At 62.3% G+C, this 16,369-nt stretch carries 17 protein-coding genes; 3 read left to right on the forward strand and 14 right to left on the reverse strand.

The features are described 5' to 3' along the window. Positions 1-77: 77 nt before the first annotated feature. The 8 genes from ACK2VC_RS04895 to rpsP all read right to left on the reverse strand — a co-directional run bounded on the left by ACK2VC_RS04895 (position 78) and on the right by rpsP (position 7,844). Complete coding sequence (locus tag ACK2VC_RS04895; protein WP_486732477.1) at positions 78-2,960, reverse strand: bifunctional diguanylate cyclase/phosphodiesterase; 2,883 nt, start codon at positions 2,958-2,960, stop codon at positions 78-80. 403 nt (positions 2,961-3,363) lie between these two features. Continuing rightward, positions 3,364-3,723 carry a DUF3579 domain-containing protein gene (locus ACK2VC_RS04900; RefSeq protein WP_486732478.1) on the reverse strand — a complete coding sequence of 120 codons (360 nt, stop codon included), beginning with the start codon at positions 3,721-3,723 and terminating at the stop codon, positions 3,364-3,366. A gap of 130 nt (positions 3,724-3,853) precedes the next feature. After that, positions 3,854-4,816 carry a CobD/CbiB family protein gene (locus tag ACK2VC_RS04905; RefSeq protein WP_486732479.1) on the reverse strand — a complete coding sequence of 321 codons (963 nt, stop codon included), beginning with the start codon at positions 4,814-4,816 and terminating at the stop codon, positions 3,854-3,856. 192 nt (positions 4,817-5,008) lie between these two features. Then, positions 5,009-5,680, reverse strand: coding sequence for a CoA pyrophosphatase (locus ACK2VC_RS04910; protein ID WP_486732480.1), 672 nt, complete (start codon positions 5,678-5,680; stop codon positions 5,009-5,011). Positions 5,681-5,748: 68 nt separating this feature from the next. After that, the gene (rplS, locus tag ACK2VC_RS04915) at positions 5,749-6,132 is read right to left on the reverse strand and encodes a 50S ribosomal protein L19 (RefSeq protein ID WP_486732481.1); all 384 of its coding nucleotides are present in this window, start codon (positions 6,130-6,132) and stop codon (positions 5,749-5,751) included. A gap of 100 nt (positions 6,133-6,232) precedes the next feature. Further along, positions 6,233-6,985 (reverse strand): tRNA (guanosine(37)-N1)-methyltransferase TrmD, encoded by a 753-nt coding sequence (trmD, locus tag ACK2VC_RS04920; protein WP_486732482.1) that lies wholly within the window; start codon positions 6,983-6,985, stop codon positions 6,233-6,235. A 47-nt stretch (positions 6,986-7,032) separates the two neighbouring features. After that, on the reverse strand, positions 7,033-7,548 hold the full coding sequence (gene rimM, locus ACK2VC_RS04925; protein WP_486733168.1) for a ribosome maturation factor RimM: 516 nt from the start codon (positions 7,546-7,548) through the stop codon (positions 7,033-7,035). Between the two features lie 41 nt (positions 7,549-7,589). After that, positions 7,590-7,844 (reverse strand): 30S ribosomal protein S16, encoded by a 255-nt coding sequence (gene rpsP, locus ACK2VC_RS04930; RefSeq protein WP_486732484.1) that lies wholly within the window; start codon positions 7,842-7,844, stop codon positions 7,590-7,592. A 293-nt stretch (positions 7,845-8,137) separates the two neighbouring features. Between rpsP and ACK2VC_RS04935 the strand changes: the two genes are divergently transcribed. Together ACK2VC_RS04935 and ACK2VC_RS04940 are read left to right on the forward strand one after the other, a co-directional pair. Beyond that, positions 8,138-8,548 (forward strand): NINE protein, encoded by a 411-nt coding sequence (locus tag ACK2VC_RS04935; protein WP_486732485.1) that lies wholly within the window; start codon positions 8,138-8,140, stop codon positions 8,546-8,548. A 123-nt stretch (positions 8,549-8,671) separates the two neighbouring features. Next, positions 8,672-8,986, forward strand: a complete 315-nt coding sequence (locus tag ACK2VC_RS04940; RefSeq protein ID WP_486732486.1) for a hypothetical protein — start codon at positions 8,672-8,674, stop codon at positions 8,984-8,986. 33 nt (positions 8,987-9,019) lie between these two features. Here ACK2VC_RS04940 and ACK2VC_RS04945 read toward each other — a convergent pair whose 3' ends face one another. From ACK2VC_RS04945 to ACK2VC_RS04970, 6 genes are all read right to left on the reverse strand, one after another. Further along, positions 9,020-10,810, reverse strand: a complete 1,791-nt coding sequence (locus ACK2VC_RS04945; protein ID WP_486732487.1) for an acyl-CoA dehydrogenase — start codon at positions 10,808-10,810, stop codon at positions 9,020-9,022. A 108-nt stretch (positions 10,811-10,918) separates the two neighbouring features. After that, positions 10,919-11,848 carry an electron transfer flavoprotein subunit alpha/FixB family protein gene (locus tag ACK2VC_RS04950; RefSeq protein WP_486732488.1) on the reverse strand — a complete coding sequence of 310 codons (930 nt, stop codon included), beginning with the start codon at positions 11,846-11,848 and terminating at the stop codon, positions 10,919-10,921. 126 nt (positions 11,849-11,974) lie between these two features. Beyond that, entirely contained in the window at positions 11,975-12,724 is a 750-nt protein-coding gene (locus ACK2VC_RS04955; protein WP_486732489.1) for an electron transfer flavoprotein subunit beta/FixA family protein, read from the reverse strand. Between the two features lie 137 nt (positions 12,725-12,861). Next, a complete protein-coding gene (locus tag ACK2VC_RS04960; RefSeq protein WP_486732490.1) occupies positions 12,862-13,089 on the reverse strand; it encodes a sulfurtransferase TusA family protein in 228 nt (75 codons plus the stop codon). Between the two features lie 85 nt (positions 13,090-13,174). Further along, the gene (locus ACK2VC_RS04965; RefSeq protein WP_486732491.1) at positions 13,175-13,720 is read right to left on the reverse strand and encodes an NUDIX domain-containing protein; all 546 of its coding nucleotides are present in this window, start codon (positions 13,718-13,720) and stop codon (positions 13,175-13,177) included. A gap of 45 nt (positions 13,721-13,765) precedes the next feature. Continuing rightward, on the reverse strand, positions 13,766-14,215 hold the full coding sequence (locus tag ACK2VC_RS04970; RefSeq protein ID WP_486732492.1) for an outer membrane lipoprotein: 450 nt from the start codon (positions 14,213-14,215) through the stop codon (positions 13,766-13,768). A gap of 476 nt (positions 14,216-14,691) precedes the next feature. On the opposite strand from ACK2VC_RS04970, the gene ACK2VC_RS04975 reads away from it, so the two are divergent. Further along, complete coding sequence (locus ACK2VC_RS04975; RefSeq protein ID WP_486732493.1) at positions 14,692-16,365, forward strand: SulP family inorganic anion transporter; 1,674 nt, start codon at positions 14,692-14,694, stop codon at positions 16,363-16,365. Positions 16,366-16,369: the final 4 nt, after the last annotated feature.

The following is a 16,369-nucleotide window of genomic DNA, read 5'->3' on the forward strand; positions in this document are numbered from 1 at the left end:
AGTATATTTGGATAACCGGATTTTCATGGAGAAACCCGGTGGCAAACGGCGGCGAGAACCCGGCTTGACCTTGCCGCTCATCGAGGACGCGCCACGGCGCGCCAGTGGTCCGTGCTGACGCCGGCATCCGGCGCCAGGCACTTGCGTTGCAGCAGCAGCGCCTGGAACTCGTCGGCCGGTAGCGGCCGGCTGAAATAATAGCCCTGAATTTCATTGCAGCCATTGCAGCGCAGGAACTCCAGTTGTTGCTCCGTTTCAACCCCTTCCGCGATCACCTCCATGTTCAGATTGTGCGCCAGGGAAATGATCGACAGCACGATCGCGGCGTCGTCCGGGTCGAGCGTGATGTCGCGCACGAATGATTGGTCGATCTTCAGAACATCGATCGGAAAGCGCTTCAGATAGGACAGGCTGGAGTAACCGGTGCCGAAATCATCGATTGACATTTGCACGCCGATTGCATGCAGTTGCTGCAGGATCTGCACCGCGTGTTCGACATCGGCCATCACCAGCGTCTCGGTCAGTTCGATGCCGAGCGTGTGCGGCGCCATGCCGGTTTCTGCCAATATCGCGGCAATCGACTGCGCCAGTTCCTTTTCATAGAACTGGCGCGCCGACAGGTTGACCGATACCCGCAAGGCCGGCAAACCGGCATTTTGCCAGGCCTGGTTCTGGCGGCATGCTTCCCGGATCACCCAGGCGCCGATCGGCACGATCAGGCCGGTTTCCTCGGCCAGGCCGACGAAGCGCGCCGGCGCAATCAGACCCAGTTGCGGATGCTGCCAGCGAATCAGCGCCTCCATCCCGACCACCTGGCCACTGCGCAGCGCCACTTGCGGCTGATAATGCAGCACAAACTCGCCGCGCTCCAGCGCCCCGCGCAGTTCGCTTTCCAGGCGCAGCCGCTCCAGTGCCTGCTGGTTCATCTCCGGCCGGTAGAACTGGTAGCTGCCGCGGCCCCCATCCTTGGCGCGGTACATGGCGATCTCGGCATGCTTGGTCAGGGCTTCGGCGTCGCTCGCATCGCCCGGATACACCGCGATGCCGGCGCTGCAGGTCAGATACAGTTCGTGGTTGTCGATCTTCAACGGCGCCGCCACCAGTTGCATGATGCGCTGCATGATGCCGACGCAGGTATCCTGCTCCCTGGCATCGATGAAGATCAGCAGGAACTCGTCACCATTGATGCGCCCCACCGTATCGGCGCTGCGCAAGCCCTGTTTCAGACGATCGGCGACCGCACGCAGCAACGCATCCCCGGCCGGATGGCCGAGGGCGTCGTTGATGAACTTGAACTGATCCAGATCGACATGCACCAGCCACACCGCATGGCCATAGTCATCGGCGTAGGTCAACGCCTGGCGCAAGCGCTCGCGCACCAGGTCGCGGTTGGCCAACCCGGTCAGTTTGTCGTGTCCAGCCTGGAATTCAAGCTTCGCTTCGAAATTCTTGGCGGCGGTAATGTCGTATTGGGCCAGCACGAAATGGCTGACGGTGGCGTTCTGGTCGGCCACCGGCGACACGTAGAACTCGCTCCAGTAGATCGAGCCGTCCTTGCGCAGGTTGCGCAGCACCGCCTTCCCTTCGCGCTGTTCGCGCAAGGCGCCGTTAATCTCGGCAATGGCCTGCTGGTCGCGCTCGTCGCAGCGCATCGCGCGCACCGACTGGCCCAGAATTTCGGCCGCCGCAAAGCCGCTGTTGCGTTCGAATGCCGGGTTCACGTACTCGATCGGATAATCGGGCGCTTTGGCGCTGACGATGACGATCGCGTTGGCGCTGGCTTCGATCGCGCGCTGCCGCAATTGCAGTGCCTGCTCGACCCGCGCCCGAGCCGCGATGTCCTGCCGCAGACGGCGGTTCGCCAGTCGCAGTTCCGCGGTGCGTCGGCGCACCAGGCGCTCGATACCGCGCGTGCGGCGCGCCAGCGACTGCAGGTAAAAGCAGCTCAGCCCGCTGACCAGCAGGCCGCTCAGCAGCACCAGCAGCGAGCCGGTGCGCAGCGATCGAAAAGAAGCGGGCGCGGCCGCCACCCTCATGCTCCACGACTGGCCGCCGACGTCGAACGATCTCGACAGCGGTTGCGGATGGGCATACAGCAGAGATTCGAACCAGCCTGCCGGCATCGCCGCGATGTCGCTGCCGCCGCGATACGCCAGCTTCTGGCCCCCACCGTGCTGGTTGAGGTAAAGCGCCACGCCGGTCTGACCGTCGTCCCGCGCGGCTTCGGCCGCCAGTACGCCATCCATCAAATCGGCGATGCGAAACACCGCCGCCGTATCGCCGATCAGCGCCGCCCGGCGCGCCTGTTCCGAGTCATGCGCGGCGCCGTGCCGATACACCGGCATCAGCACAATCAGCCCGTATTGACCGGGCTTGCCCTGCATCAGTTCGAGCAAGCCGGTGGCAGCTGGCTGACCAGTCTCCAGCGCACGCTGCAGCGCTTCGGTCTGAAAAGAATAGGACGCGGCGTCGAAACCCAGCGCCGCCTCGTTGCCGGCGACCGGTTCGATATATTCCACCGGCCGGTATTGTGCTCGCCGACGCGCCGGCACCCGTTTGCCGTCCACCACCTCCATCACAGAAAATTCGGGGAAATGCCGCCGCACCCCGGCTTCAAATTCGGCGCGCTGGTGATCCGAAATAATGCGATGGAAGTTGAATGCCTGGATATACGGATTGCGCTCCAGCAGCGGTTGGGTGAATGAATGAAACTGTTCGCGGCTGACCGTGGCGAAAGTAACGAACAGGCGATTGACTGAAACCAGATCATTGATCGACCACTGCAGGCGCAGCCGCAACGCCTCGATGCGGGCTTCGGCCCGCTGCTCGAAATCCAGCCGATTCTGCTCATGCTCGACGCCACGGGCGACGACATACAGCATGACAGTCAGAATCAAGCCCAGCAGCAACGCGAGCAGCGCTCCAAACGACAAGGCAAATAGCCGGTGACGGCGCAACATTCGACCCCCTTGGGTACGGCAAGAGCGCCGGCGCAGCGTTTCAACCTGCCTGGTTCGTCTTGTCGATTTATTTTTTTCGCTAGCGTAACTTATTTGTGAAGTCGGCGTAAGTAGGTTTTTTGACAGTTAATCCGGCCCAAAAGCATACGGAAAAAGATTGCTCCGAAAACAAGTACGGTCCGAATCGGCCATTGGCTTCATTCAGTCAGTTGACCCGCCCCATCCTGATTGTGCTGTTCCATGGAACGATCCCGGTTACCGGAAGCACCCGCGACAGAATATCGAATCATTGATTTTTCCCCGGATCGAGGCCATGCCGGGGCGACCGTGGCTTGGCTTGGCGCGACAATTGCACTGGCATGCCGGCTGGGCACCGGGAGTTTCATTTTCCGGCGCGACCGGATCAGCCACCACCCGCTGCCGCATCCGGCAACAGGCAGGCATTGACGATCTGGAGATCATTGTCGCGCGCGAAATCCAGCACAAAGTGGTAGGCCAATGGTTCGATCTGGCGCAAGTCTTGCTTGACCACGACCGACTTGACGCCATTCAGCAGCACCGGCCGGACAAAAGGGGAGTATTTGAGATGGGCATTCAGGCCGCCCTGACCGGCCGGGCGGAAGCACGACATGGCGCCGCACAGGCGTTCGGCCCAGTCGCTGGGCCGAAACGGTTTGCCGTTGCCGGTTGTGCCGAGGATGAAAAACTCGCCGCTGGGCGCGCTCTCGGCATCAAGAGGAGGGAAAACAGGATTGTCACGCATGCATGCAGCTCGTTTCAATAGCGCTTGCCAGTTGGCTGCGCGTCGTGCCCTTGTGGGGCCCGCGCACTAAATGTCATGCGTATTATATCTTATAGAAGACTGAAAAAACGAAGAGTGGGGAATATCGCGATCAGCCGGCCCAGACCGCGACCGACAGTAGCAGCAGCAGGAACATCCACAGCAGCAGCGCGCGCCACACCAGGCCGACCGTGCTCTGCAGCGCGCGCGGTCCCGGTTCGGCGCCGGGCAAACCGCCGTTGTCGGCTTCGCTGTCGCTGGAATCGACGGTGGCCGCATCCGCCGGCAGCACGTCGGTGGCGCTTTCGAGCGGCGTACCCAGACGCACGCCCATGGCGCCGCCACCCGCCGCCAGGATGATGCCGGCCGCCTCGTCCGGCCAGCGACCGGCGAAGTTACGCCAGGCATAGACCGCGTCCTCGAAATTCCCGACCACCGCGAATGCCACCGCCGTCAGGCGCGCCGGAATCCAGTCGATCCAGTAGAACGCGCGCGCAGCAAAGCGTCCGAACGCCTCATTGCGCATGTGATCCGGCTCGTTCCAGGCACGCGCCAGGTATTCAGCCACGCGGTACATCACCGCGCCGGCCGGGCCGCACGGCACCAGGAACCAGAGAAACACGCCGAACACGTTGCGATGCGTCACGACCAGGGCCTTTTCAACCGCCATGCGGGAAATTTCGCCGGTATCCAGCCCGGCAGTATCCTGCCCGGTCCAGTCCGCCAGCAGCGACCGTGCCGAGACTTCATCGCCGGCATTCAGCGCCAGCTGGATCGAGGTGAAATAATGGCTGTAATGCCGGAAGCCCAGGGTTAGATAAACGATCACGATGTTCCATGCCAGCGCCGCCAGCGGACTGATGCGCGCGCACAGCCAGTACACCAGCGCAGTCGGCAGCACCAGCGCGGCGATCATCGCCACCCAGCCGAGGATGCCATGGCGCGCCTGGCCGGCGTTGAACCAGGCCTCCATACGGCGCGCCAGCAGGCGCACGCCGGAGTAAACCGGGTTATCGGCACGCAGCGGCTTCAGCTGCTCGATCAACAACGCGAAAAGGATGGAAATGAAGGTCATGGGCACCGCCTGTTCGGGATCGATACGATAACCCAGCAACCTGCCGGAATCAAACATTTGGCCGCGAGACCCTGCAGCCGGCCGCATCATACGGGTTCGCAATCAAGGTGAGAACAAGGCGCAAGGCCGCAGACAGTGCTGGCGCACGGCAAGGCGAAGCAACGCAGTTATCGCTTTGATTGCGAATTCGTATCAGGCGCGCAGGAAATGAAACAGGTTGCGCAGGATGCCGGCGGTCGCGCCCCAGATGAAGAAGCGATCGTAGGGCATCGCATAAAACGTGCGGCGGCCGAAGCCGTTGGGGAACTCGGCGCTGCGGCGCTGGTGGTGCATGCCATCCATCAGGAAGTCCAGCGGCACCTCGAAAATTTCCTCAACTTCGTACGGGTCGGGCTGCAGGCTGAACGGTGGCTGCGCCAGGCCGACAATCGGCGTGATGCGGTAGCCGGTGCCGGTCACATAGTCGGGCAGCGAGCCGATCACCTCGACGTAGCGCCGCTCCAGGCCGATTTCCTCTTCCGTTTCGCGCAGCGCAGTCTCGGTCGGCGAACTATCGCTGCTTTCGGTGCGGCCGCCGGGAAAACTGACCTGGCCGGCATGGTCGGAGAGATGCGCGGTACGCTGGGTAAACAGCATGGTCGCACCTGCCTCGCGCATGATGATCGGCACCAGCACCGAGGCAGCGATCGGCGTCGTGCCGAACTGCCGTATCGGCTGGTCGTCGGTAATTTCCGGCCGCCATGGCGGCGGGCTGCCAAAGCGCCGTCGCAGCCACTCGGCATGCAGCCGTTCCGCCGCGATCGCAGCCTCGCCGGCGACCGAGTCGACGGGAACGATTTGCGGATCGAAAGACAGTTTGGCCACGATAATTTCCTGTTCTGAAGCAAAAAAAGGCACCAGCGGTGCCTTTTTTCATGATGCCTGCGCGGGGCTTACTCCGCTTGCTTGGCCGCGGCGCGACGGCTCGGCAGTTTTTCCTTGATGCGCGCCGATTTGCCGGAGCGCTCACGCAGATAATACAGCTTGGCGCGTCGCACATCGCCACGCCGCTTGACTTCGATCGATGCGATCAAGGGCGAGTACAGCTGGAAGGTCCGCTCGACGCCTTCACCGGAGGAGATCTTGCGGACGATGAAATTCGAATTCAAGCCGCGATTGCGGCGCGAAATCACCACGCCTTCATAAGCCTGGGCGCGCTTGCGCGTACCTTCGACCACGTTGACGTTGACCACCACGGTATCGCCGGGGGCGAAATCGGGGATGTTTTTTCCGAGACGGTTGATTTCGTCTTGCTCGAGTTGCTGGATCAAATCCATTTTATGCTCCAAATGCCATCGTGCCGGCGCCGTATAACTGTAGAAATGCCCGGTAGAGGATGGGGTTAAACATGCAGTCCGCCAAGCGGACTGCGCGACACTACAACTGCAAACTACTCAAATATTTTTCGTCGGCGGCGCTCAGCAAACCTGTGGCACGCGCACTGGCGATCATGTCCGGCCGCTTTCTGGCCGTTGCCTGCAAAGCCTGCTGTCGCCGCCATTTTACAATTTCGGCGTGGTTTCCGCCCAACAGCAGCGGCGGCACCGCCATGCCCTCATATACTTCCGGCCGCGTGTAATGCGGGTAATCCAGCAAGCCGTTGACGAAACTGTCCTCGACCGCCGATGCCTCATCATGCAGCACGCCCGGCAATTGCCGGATCAGCGCATCCATCAGCGCCATCGCCGGCAACTCGCCGCCGGACAGCACGAAATCGCCGAGGCTGATTTCTTCATCGACGCGGCGTTCCAGCAAGCGCTGGTCGACCGCCTCGTAGCGCCCGCACAACAGCACCAAGCCGGCTTCCGCGCTCAGTTGCATCACCCGCGCATGGGTCAGCGCCGGCCCTTGAGGCGACAGGAAGATCACGCGCGGCGCGGCCAGTCCGGCTTGTACCTGGCGTGCGCTGGCGGCATCGAGCGCGGCCTCCAGCGGCTTGGCCATCATCACCATGCCGGGGCCGCCGCCATACGGCCGGTCATCCACGGTACGGTGATTATCGCTGGTGAAATCACGCGGATTCCACAGCGCCAATTCACATTTTTTTTGCTCAAACGCGCGCCGGCTGATGCCCGAACCGGTCAATGCCGTAAACATCTCCGGGAACAGCGTCACGACATCGAATTGCATCCCGCACGCTCCCTGCCCCGGCATCCAACGCGAACCAAGCGGGCAAATCAGTAATCCAGACCCCAGTCGACCGTGATCTTGTTTGCCGCCTGATCGACGGCAATGATGAATTGGGCGACAAACGGAATCAGCAATTCGGGCGCACCAGCCGCTGCCGGCGCCACCCGCAAAATCGGATGCGCGCCGTTATCCATCAAGTCGGTCACGCGCCCAAGCGCTTGCTGCTGCAGGTTCTCGACTTCCAGTCCGATCAGGTCGGACCAGTAGTACTCGCCCTCGGCCAGCGCCGGAAAATGACTGCGCCGGATCTGCACCACGGCGCCCTTGTGCACCGCGGCGGCGTCGCGCCCGGCCATGCCCATCAGGAGCGCCACCACGTCGGCGCCGTGGCGCTTGGCCTGCAACACTTGCACATCGTGCAAATCCGGCTTGTCCAGCCACCAGGACCTGGCTTGCAACAGCGCTTCCGCCTCGGCCGAATAAGGCCGGACCTTTATCCAGCCACCAACGCCGTACGCGCCCGTCACATGACCAACCGGCACCAGATCTTCAGGCACCTTGATGCCGTCTGTACCTTGCTGCGACAACGCGAACACCAGCCGAATCAGGCCGCCGTTTTTTTGCTGTTCTGAGCCACCAGGCGAGCCACGGTCGGCGACAATTGCGCGCCCACACCCTGCCAGTGCGTCAGGCGGTCTTGCGCAATGCGCAGGCTTTCTTCAGCGCCGGCGGCAACCGGATTATAAAAACCGATGCGCTCGATGAAGCGGCCGTCGCGCCGGCTGCGCGAGTCGGTAGCGATGATATTGAAAAAGGGGCGCTTTTTTGCGCCGCCACGGGATAAGCGAATAACGACCATAATGTTTCCAGAAAGTGTTCGAACACGAAAAAAGCCGCAAATTATAGCGTGCTTTCACCTCTTGCGGCAACCAAGCACCGGGCGTGCGATCTGCCGGCTCCGCCTTACCACGCGTCGATCAGTGCCAAGCCGGCTATTTATAGGCAATAAACGCTCTTCACATTCCAGGCGGGACTTGCATTCAAATCACATACTCCATGGAGCATTTTTATTATCGCCCTCATATTCTGCGGAAAATCATCATTTTGTGGCATACTCCTTTGATTCTTATCAAGAAAGGCCAGAAACGCGCCATGTCGCATAAAAACAAAACCCTCGCCACGCTATTGGCCGTCGTGCTCGGCGGGTTTGGCATCCACCGCTTTTACCTGTACGGGATGCGGGATGTCTGGGGTTGGCTGCATTTGGTCACCGTACCGGTTTCGCTTGCCATCTGGCTCGCCACACCCGAACAGCAACTGCTGTTTGCCTGCGGCCTGTTCGTAGTGTCGATTTTGGCCGGCCTGCTGGAGGCACTGGTGATCGGCCTGACGCCGGACCAGCGCTGGGATGCGGATCATAATCCGGCCAGCGGCAGGCAGTCCAGTTCCGGCTGGCCGGTGATATTGCTGCTGATACTGGCGATGGCCAGCGGCACCACCGGCCTGATCGCCGCCATCGCGCGCACCTTCGATCTGCTGTTCACCGGCGGCGCGTATGGCTGAGGAATGGCGTCCGCAGCGAATAAAATGTGCCAATCCGCACGTTTTATTACGCTAGATCAATAATCGTGTCACATCCTTCGGCAAAATAAATTCGAAACGGCGCAACCAACCACCGAGGGCACCATGGCACAACATCTGCTGGAACAAAGGGAATACAACCCGGATCATCTGCTGGAAGCATTGATCCAGCGCCTGCACCTGAAAAACGATGCCGCGCTGTCGCGGGCGCTGGAAGTGGCGCCACCGGTCATCAGCAAGATCCGTCACCGCCGCTTGCCAGTGGGCGCCTCGCTGCTGATCCGGATGCACGAAGTCAGCGAGATGAGCATCAGCGAATTGCGCGAATTGATGGGCGACCGGCGCGGCAAATACCGCATCAGCGAGCAGCAATTCAAACCGAAAACGCCGCCCGCGCCGGAAACTCCGCAGCCGCACTGAGCCAGCCGCCGACAGCGGCCGGTGCACGCGCGCTCAGAACTGCTGTTCGTTCAGCGCCATGACGCCGGCGCTGCCTTCGACGATGGCGGCGCGCATGCCGTCCGCCTGCGACAGGAAATGATCGGCGAAGAAGCGCGCGGTGGCGATCTTGGCGCGCAGGAAATCGGCGTCGCCGATCCCTGCCCGCAACTTCTGCTCGGCGATCGCGGCGGCACGCGCCATTTGCCAGCCGCCCAGCACGATTCCGGCCAGCTTCAGATACAGCACGCTGCCGGAAAACACCGCCTTCACTTCCTCCCGGGCATTCGCCGCGACATAGCCGACCACCTGCTCCAGGGCACTGGCGGCGCTGCCGAGGCGGCTGCCGATCACCGCCAATTCGCCCGATGCGCTGCGCGCCAGATCGGCTTCGGTCTGACGCACTTGGGAAAGGATCGCCTGCGCGGTAGCGCCGCCGTCGCGCGCGGTCTTGCGCCCGACCAGGTCGTTGGCCTGAATCGCGGTGGTGCCTTCGTAAATCGGCAGGATGCGCGCGTCGCGGTAATACTGGGCGGCGCCGGTTTCCTCGATGAAGCCCATGCCGCCATGCACTTGCACCCCGGTCGAGGCGACTTCCACCGAAAGCTCGGTGGACCAGCCCTTGACCACCGGTACCATGTATTCGTAAAACGCCTGGTTGGTCTGACGCGCCACCGCGTCCGGATGGTGATGCGCGGCATCAAACGCCGCTGCCGTGACATATGCCAGCGCCCGCGCCGCTTCGGTCTGGGCCCGCATTGACATCAGCATGCGCCGCACGTCCGGCTGGTGGATGATGGTCACCGGCCCGCTTGATCCGGCCAGATCGCGCGACTGCACCCGTTCCTTGGCGTACTCCACCGCCTTTTGATAGGCTCTTTGCGCGACGCCCACACCCTGCATGCCGACCGCAAAGCGCGCCGCGTTCATCATGATGAACATGTATTCGAGGCCGCGGTTTTCTTCGCCGACCAGCGTGCCGATCGCGCCGCCATGATCGCCGAACTGCAGCACGGCGGTCGGGCTGGCCTTGATGCCGAGCTTGTGCTCGATCGACACGCAATGGACGTCGTTGCGCGCGCCGGGCGAACCGTCCGGGTTGACCAGGAATTTCGGCACGATGAACAGTGAAATCCCCTTCACGCCTTCCGGGGCGTCCGGCGTACGCGCCAGCACCAGGTGGACGATGTTCTCGGCCATGTCGTGCTCGCCGTAGGTAATGAAGATCTTGGTGCCGAACAGCTTGTAGGTGCCGTCGCCCTGCGGCACGGCGCGGGTGCGCACCAGCGCCAGGTCGGAACCGGCCTGCGGCTCGGTCAGGTTCATGGTGCCGGTCCACTTGCCGGAAATCAGGTTCTCCAGATAGACATTCTTTTGCTCGTCGCTGCCGGCGGTCATCAGCGCCTCGATCGCGCCATCGGTCAGGAGCGGACACAGCGCGAAGGACAGGTTGGCCGAGTTCAGCATTTCGATGCACGCGGTCGCCACCAGCTTGGGCAAACCCTGGCCGCCGAAATCGGCCGGATGCTGCACGCCCTGCCAGCCGGCCTCGCCGAAAGCCTTGAACGCCTCCTTGAATCCCTTGGTGGTGGTAACTTGGCCGTCCTGCCAGCTGCTTGGCTCGCGGTCGCCGAGCACGTTCAGCGGAGCCACCACCTCGCTGCAGAAGCGGGCGTTTTCCTCGAGCACCGCCTGCACCGTTTCCGGCGTGGCATCTTCGCAACCCGGCAATTGACTGACTTCGTGCAAACCAGCCAGCTCATTCATCACGAACAGCATGTCCTTCAACGGTGCGACGTAACTCATTTGAAACTCCATAGAAAAAGGCAGGCTTGCCGGAGGATGGCGTCGATGCGGTGTTCCCGCCGAGCCAGCTCTGCAATCCTGCCTGATGTTGTGTCCGGTAAGCGGGGTTTAACCGAGTTCCGCCACCAGTTGGGGCACGATCTCGAACAAATCGCCGACGATGCCATAGTCGGCCACCGAGAAGATCGGCGCTTCGGGGTCCTTGTTGATGGCGACGATGGTTTTCGAATCCTTCATGCCGGCCAGGTGCTGGATCGCGCCCGAAATGCCGACCGCGATATACAACTGCGGCGCGACGATCTTGCCGGTCTGGCCGACCTGCCAGTCGTTCGGCACGAAGCCGGCATCCACCGCCGCGCGCGAGGCGCCCATGGCGGCGCCCAGCTTGTCGGCCAGCGGCTCCAGAATCTTGAAGTTGTCGCCCGAACCCATGCCGCGCCCGCCCGAGACGATGATCTTGGCGGCGGTCAGCTCGGGGCGGTCGGACTTGGCCAGTTCGCGCGAGACAAACGCGGACTTGCCGAAATCGGCCACCGCGGCCACGCTTTCCACCGTGGCGGCCCCGCCCTCGGCGGCGGCGTCGAAGCCGGTCGTGCGCACGGTGATGACCTTGACGGCGTCAGCCGATTGCACGGTGGCAATCGCATTGCCGGCATAGATCGGGCGCTCGAAGGTGTCGGGCGCGTCGACCTTGGTGATTTCCGAAATCTGGCCGACATCCAGCTTGGCGGCCACGCGCGGCGCGATGTTCTTGCCGTAGGCGGTGGCCGGCGCCAGGATGTGCGAGTAATCGCCTGCCAGCGCCAGCACCTGGGCGGCGACGTTTTCCGCCAGGCCGTCGGCGAACTGCGGCGCATCGGCCACCAGCACCTTGGCGACGCCGGCGATCTGGGCGGCGGCCGCAGCGGCGGCGCCGCAGTTGGAGCCGGCCACCAGCACGTGGACTTCGCCGCCACACTGGACGGCGGCGGTGACGGTGTTCAGGGTGCTGCCCTTGAGTGAGGCGTTGTCGTGTTCGGCAATGACGAGTGCGGTCATGATGTTCCTTCTAAATTTCTAAATTTCTAAAATTCTCTGAAGTGTTGGGGACAGAGTACCGCTACGCTGAACTCTGTCCCACAAGGGACAAAACGCGCTACGCTTTTAACTCTGTCCCGCAATGCATCAGATGACTTTCGCTTCGTTCTTCAGCTTGGCGACCAGGGTGGCGACGTCCGGCACCTTGACGCCGGCCGAGCGCTTGGGCGGTTCGGCGACTTTCAGGGTCTTTAAGCGCGGCGCGACGTCGACCCCGAGATCGGCCGGCTTGAGCACGTCCAGCGGCTTTTTCTTGGCCTTCATGATGTTGGGCAGCGTCACGTAGCGCGGCTCGTTTAAGCGCAGGTCGGTGGTGACGATCGCCGGCAGCGTCAGCGCCACCGTTTCCAGGCCGCCGTCGACTTCGCGCGTGACCGTGGCCTTGCCGTCCTCGAGCACCACCTTGGAGGCGAAGGTGGCTTGCGGCCAGCCCAGGAGCGCCGCCAGCATCTGGCCGGTCTGGTTGCAGTCGTCGTCGATCGCCTGCTTGCCGAGGATGATCAGTTGCGGCTGTTCCCGGTCGGCCACCGCCTGCAACAGCTTGGCCACCGCCAGCGGCTGCAGTTCGGCGTCGCTTTCAACCAGGATGCCGCGGTCGGCGCCAATCGCCAGCGCGGTGCGCAGCGTTTCCTGGCATTGCGCCACGCCGCACGAGACCGCCACCACTTCGCTCGCCTTGCCGGCTTCCTTCAGCCGCATCGCCTCTTCCACCGCGATTTCGTCGAACGGATTCATCGACATCTTGACGTTGGCGATATCGACGCCGGAACCGTCCGATTTCACCCGAACCTTGACGTTGTAGTCGACCACGCGCTTGACTGGAACCAGTATTTTCATAGGTAGGCCTTTAAGTGACGAAATAAGTGACGAAATTCGCAAGCCGGCAGATTATAAAAGAGAAATAGCGTGCCACGCGAAAATTTAGAACGATCGTTCGATAATATTCGGAAATGGTAACCGACGTCTGGATAACGCTATTTGCGCCGCATGTAGAACAGGAACTCCTTGTTGGCTTCCGATTGTTCCAGCAGCTCATTTCCGGTCTGTTTGGCAAACGCCTGGAAATCGCGCACCGAGCCGGGATCGGTCGCCAGTACGCGCAGCACTTGGCCGCTGGTCATTTCGGCCAGCGCCTTTTTGGTTTTCAAAATTGGCAGCGGGCAGTTCAAACCGCGCGCGTCCAGTTCCTTGTGGAATTCCATGGTGGGTTCTCAAACGAGGCAAGTGCAGGAGTGATGGATTCTATCCCAAACAGAATGCCGATGATGCGTTGCAGCAAAGAATCGATTATTCGGCGGCCGGCTCGGCGCTGGCCGGGCGCCCGGGCCAATCCGTGAACTCCACCGGCAGACCGCGCGCGCGCATCCAGTCGGCCATCGCGTAACCGGTACCGGCGCGCCACGGGCGCAGCTTTTCCGGCGCCAGCAGGCGGTATTCGACCAGTTCTTCGGAGAGCTGGATGTCGCCGGTCGCCGTCACATGGTAGGCGATGATCACTTCATTCTTGCGCATGAATTCATAGACGCCGATCAGGCTAATCTGTTGCGCCACCAGGCTGGTTTCCTCGAACAATTCGCGCGCCACGCCCTGCTCCGGGGTTTCGTCGCGCTCCATGAAGCCGGTGATCAGCGCAAAGGCCTTTTCCGGCCAAGCGGCGTTGCGCGCCAGCAGGATGCGGCCGTCGATTTCGACCAGTGCCGCCAGTACCGGCAGCGGATTGTCCCAGTGCGTCCAGTGGCCATCCGGGCAAGCCAGGCGCAGCTTGCCGCCCTCGCCCACATCCGGCCGCTGGATCAAGGACGCCGCGCACACGGGACAATAATGATAGGTCATGGGATGGGCGCGCGATGGATGCCGGTTCCGGAACAGCCCGCAGGCTCAGTGCGTGACGCGGGTGGAACGGCCGCTGGACAGCAGGCGCACGCGGTCGCCGACCCGGAACGCTTCATCGGCATCCTGGGTGACCGCGCTCAGTCCGCCACCATCCAGCCGCACGGTGATTTCCAGTCCGGGCCGTTGCGTCAAATTCGATTCGACGTGTTTGCCGGCGATGCCGCCCGCCACCGCGCCCAGGATGCCGGCGGCAATCGCGCCACTGCCGCCTCCGATGTTGGAGCCGGCCGCAATGCCGCCCAGGGCACCGCCGGCGACCACTCCGACCCCGCTTTGCCCCTTGTCGATCGTGACCTGGCGTACCGATTCGACCACGCCCATGCGCACGCTCTGCTCCTGCCCCGCCTGGCGGCTGCTATAGACGCTGCCGGAATTGGGCGTGACCGCACAAGCTGTCAACATGGAAAAAAACAGGACGTAAATCAGTTGCTTCATTTCAACTCCAAGTCAGTTCCGCCATGGCAATGGCGCAAAAAAAGGAGTGTAGCAAGCTTGCCGCGCCGGCGTCCTCATTTGTCCCATAGCCGAACGGGGTGCGCATGCGCGTACAGTTCTCATGTAATCATCTCCGGAATCCCATTGGGCCGTGCCAGCCTTCCTGGCTGAAACTGCGCACTTGCCGAGCCCGGCCCACCGCAGCCAGACAAACCGTCATACCAACCTCTCTCTACCGATAGAGTAGAGTATATTTCCTTAACATCCATTTGATGGGCGGTATTGGCATTCAATTCATGGAGTATATGGAAGGCAACAGCCTGCGTATTGCCGTTGCAAGACTCGGCAAAGAGCGCAATCGAACTCAGCCAGGCGAACTGGGGAGCGGTTTATTGCGCAGCCTGAGCGCAAAACATTAACATATCATGTTAACATAACGCACATAATTGCCATTCCGTAACCGTGAAAGCGCATCCATGATCGCGATTCAAGAAGCCTGGAAAGCCGGCCTGTTCCGGCGTGAGCATTGGCTGCCGAATATCGTGTCGGGGGTGGTGGTCGGCGTGGTGGCGCTACCGCTGGCGATGGCGTTCGCAATCGCCTCCGGCGTCAAGCCGGAACAAGGCATCTACACCGCGATCATCGGCGGTCTGCTGGTTTCGGTATTCGGCGGTAGCCGGGTGCAGATCGCCGGCCCGACCGGCGCCTTCATCGTGATCCTGGCCAGCGTCACCGCCAAGTACGGCGTCGATGGCCTGCAGATCGCCACCCTGATGGCTGGTGTCATCCTCGTTTTTCTGGGAGTGGCGCGGCTCGGTGTCGTCATCAAATTCATTCCCGACCCAGTGATCGTCGGCTTCACCGCCGGCATCGGCGTCATCATCTGGGTCAGCCAGTGGAAAGACTTTTTCGGCTTGCCGGCGGTGACCGGCGACCACTTTCACCAGAAATTCTGGCATCTGCTGCAGGCCTTGCCGCACCTGCACATTGCCACTACTGCGCTGGCTCTGACGAGCCTGCTGCTGGTGATTTTTTCCAACCGCATCCGCGGCCTGCAGCGCGTACCGGGGCCGCTGGTCGGGATGGTCGCCGCCACCGTCATCCAGTCGATTTTCCAGTTCAAGGGGGTCACCACCATCGGTAGCGCGTTCGGCGGCATCCCGCTCGGATTGCCCAGCTTCACGCTGCCGAGCATCACGCTGGCGCAAGCCCTGGAGTTGATCGGCCCGGCCTTTGCCATCGCCATGCTGGGCGCAATCGAATCGCTGCTGTCGGCGGTCGTCTCGGACGGAATGGCCGGTACCAAGCATGACTCGGACCAGGAATTGATCGGCCAGGGCATCGCCAACATCGCGGCGCCGATGTTCGGCGGCTTTGCCGCCACTGGCGCCATTGCCCGCACCGCCACCAACATCCGCAATGGCGGCAGCAGCCCGCTGGCCGGAATTGCCCACTCGGCCACGCTACTCCTGATCATCCTGCTGCTGGCGCCGCTGGCGGCGAATATCCCGCTGGCGGCGCTGGCGGCGATCCTGTTCGTGGTCGCCTATAACATGAGCGACCTCAAGCACTTCTCCCGCATGGTCAAGCGCGCGCCGCGCGCCGATGTCGCCATCCTGCTGATCACGTTCCTGCTGACGGTGTTTACCGATCTGGTGGTGGCGGTCAACATCGGCGTCATCCTGGCCATGCTGCAGTTCCTGCGCCGTATGGCTGCCTCGGTGCAAACCCAGCAACTGACCGAGAAAGACCTGGAGATGGAGCTGGCCTACCACGGCATGGCGAAACTGCCGCGCGGCATGCTGGTGTATACCATCGAGGGGCCGTTCTTTTTCGGGGCCGTCGAGAATTTCGAGCGCGCGCTGGCGCAGACCCACACCGATGCCCGGGTCCTGGTGCTGCGCTTGCAGCGCGTGCCGTTCATGGACATTACCGGCCTGGAAACGCTGGAAGAAGTGATTCAAAACCTGGCGCGACGCCACGTCACGGTGATCCTGTGCGGCGCCAACCAGCGCATCAGCGCCAAGATGAACAAGGCCGGCATCCTGGCCATGCTGGGCGCGGACAACGTGGTGCCGGATTTTGCCGCCGCGCTGGCGCGCTGCGAGGCGCTGCTCGGCACCGCGCCCAAGGCCGCGCACGCGAGCTAGCCGG

The organism is Herbaspirillum sp. WTB6 (assembly GCF_057457785.1).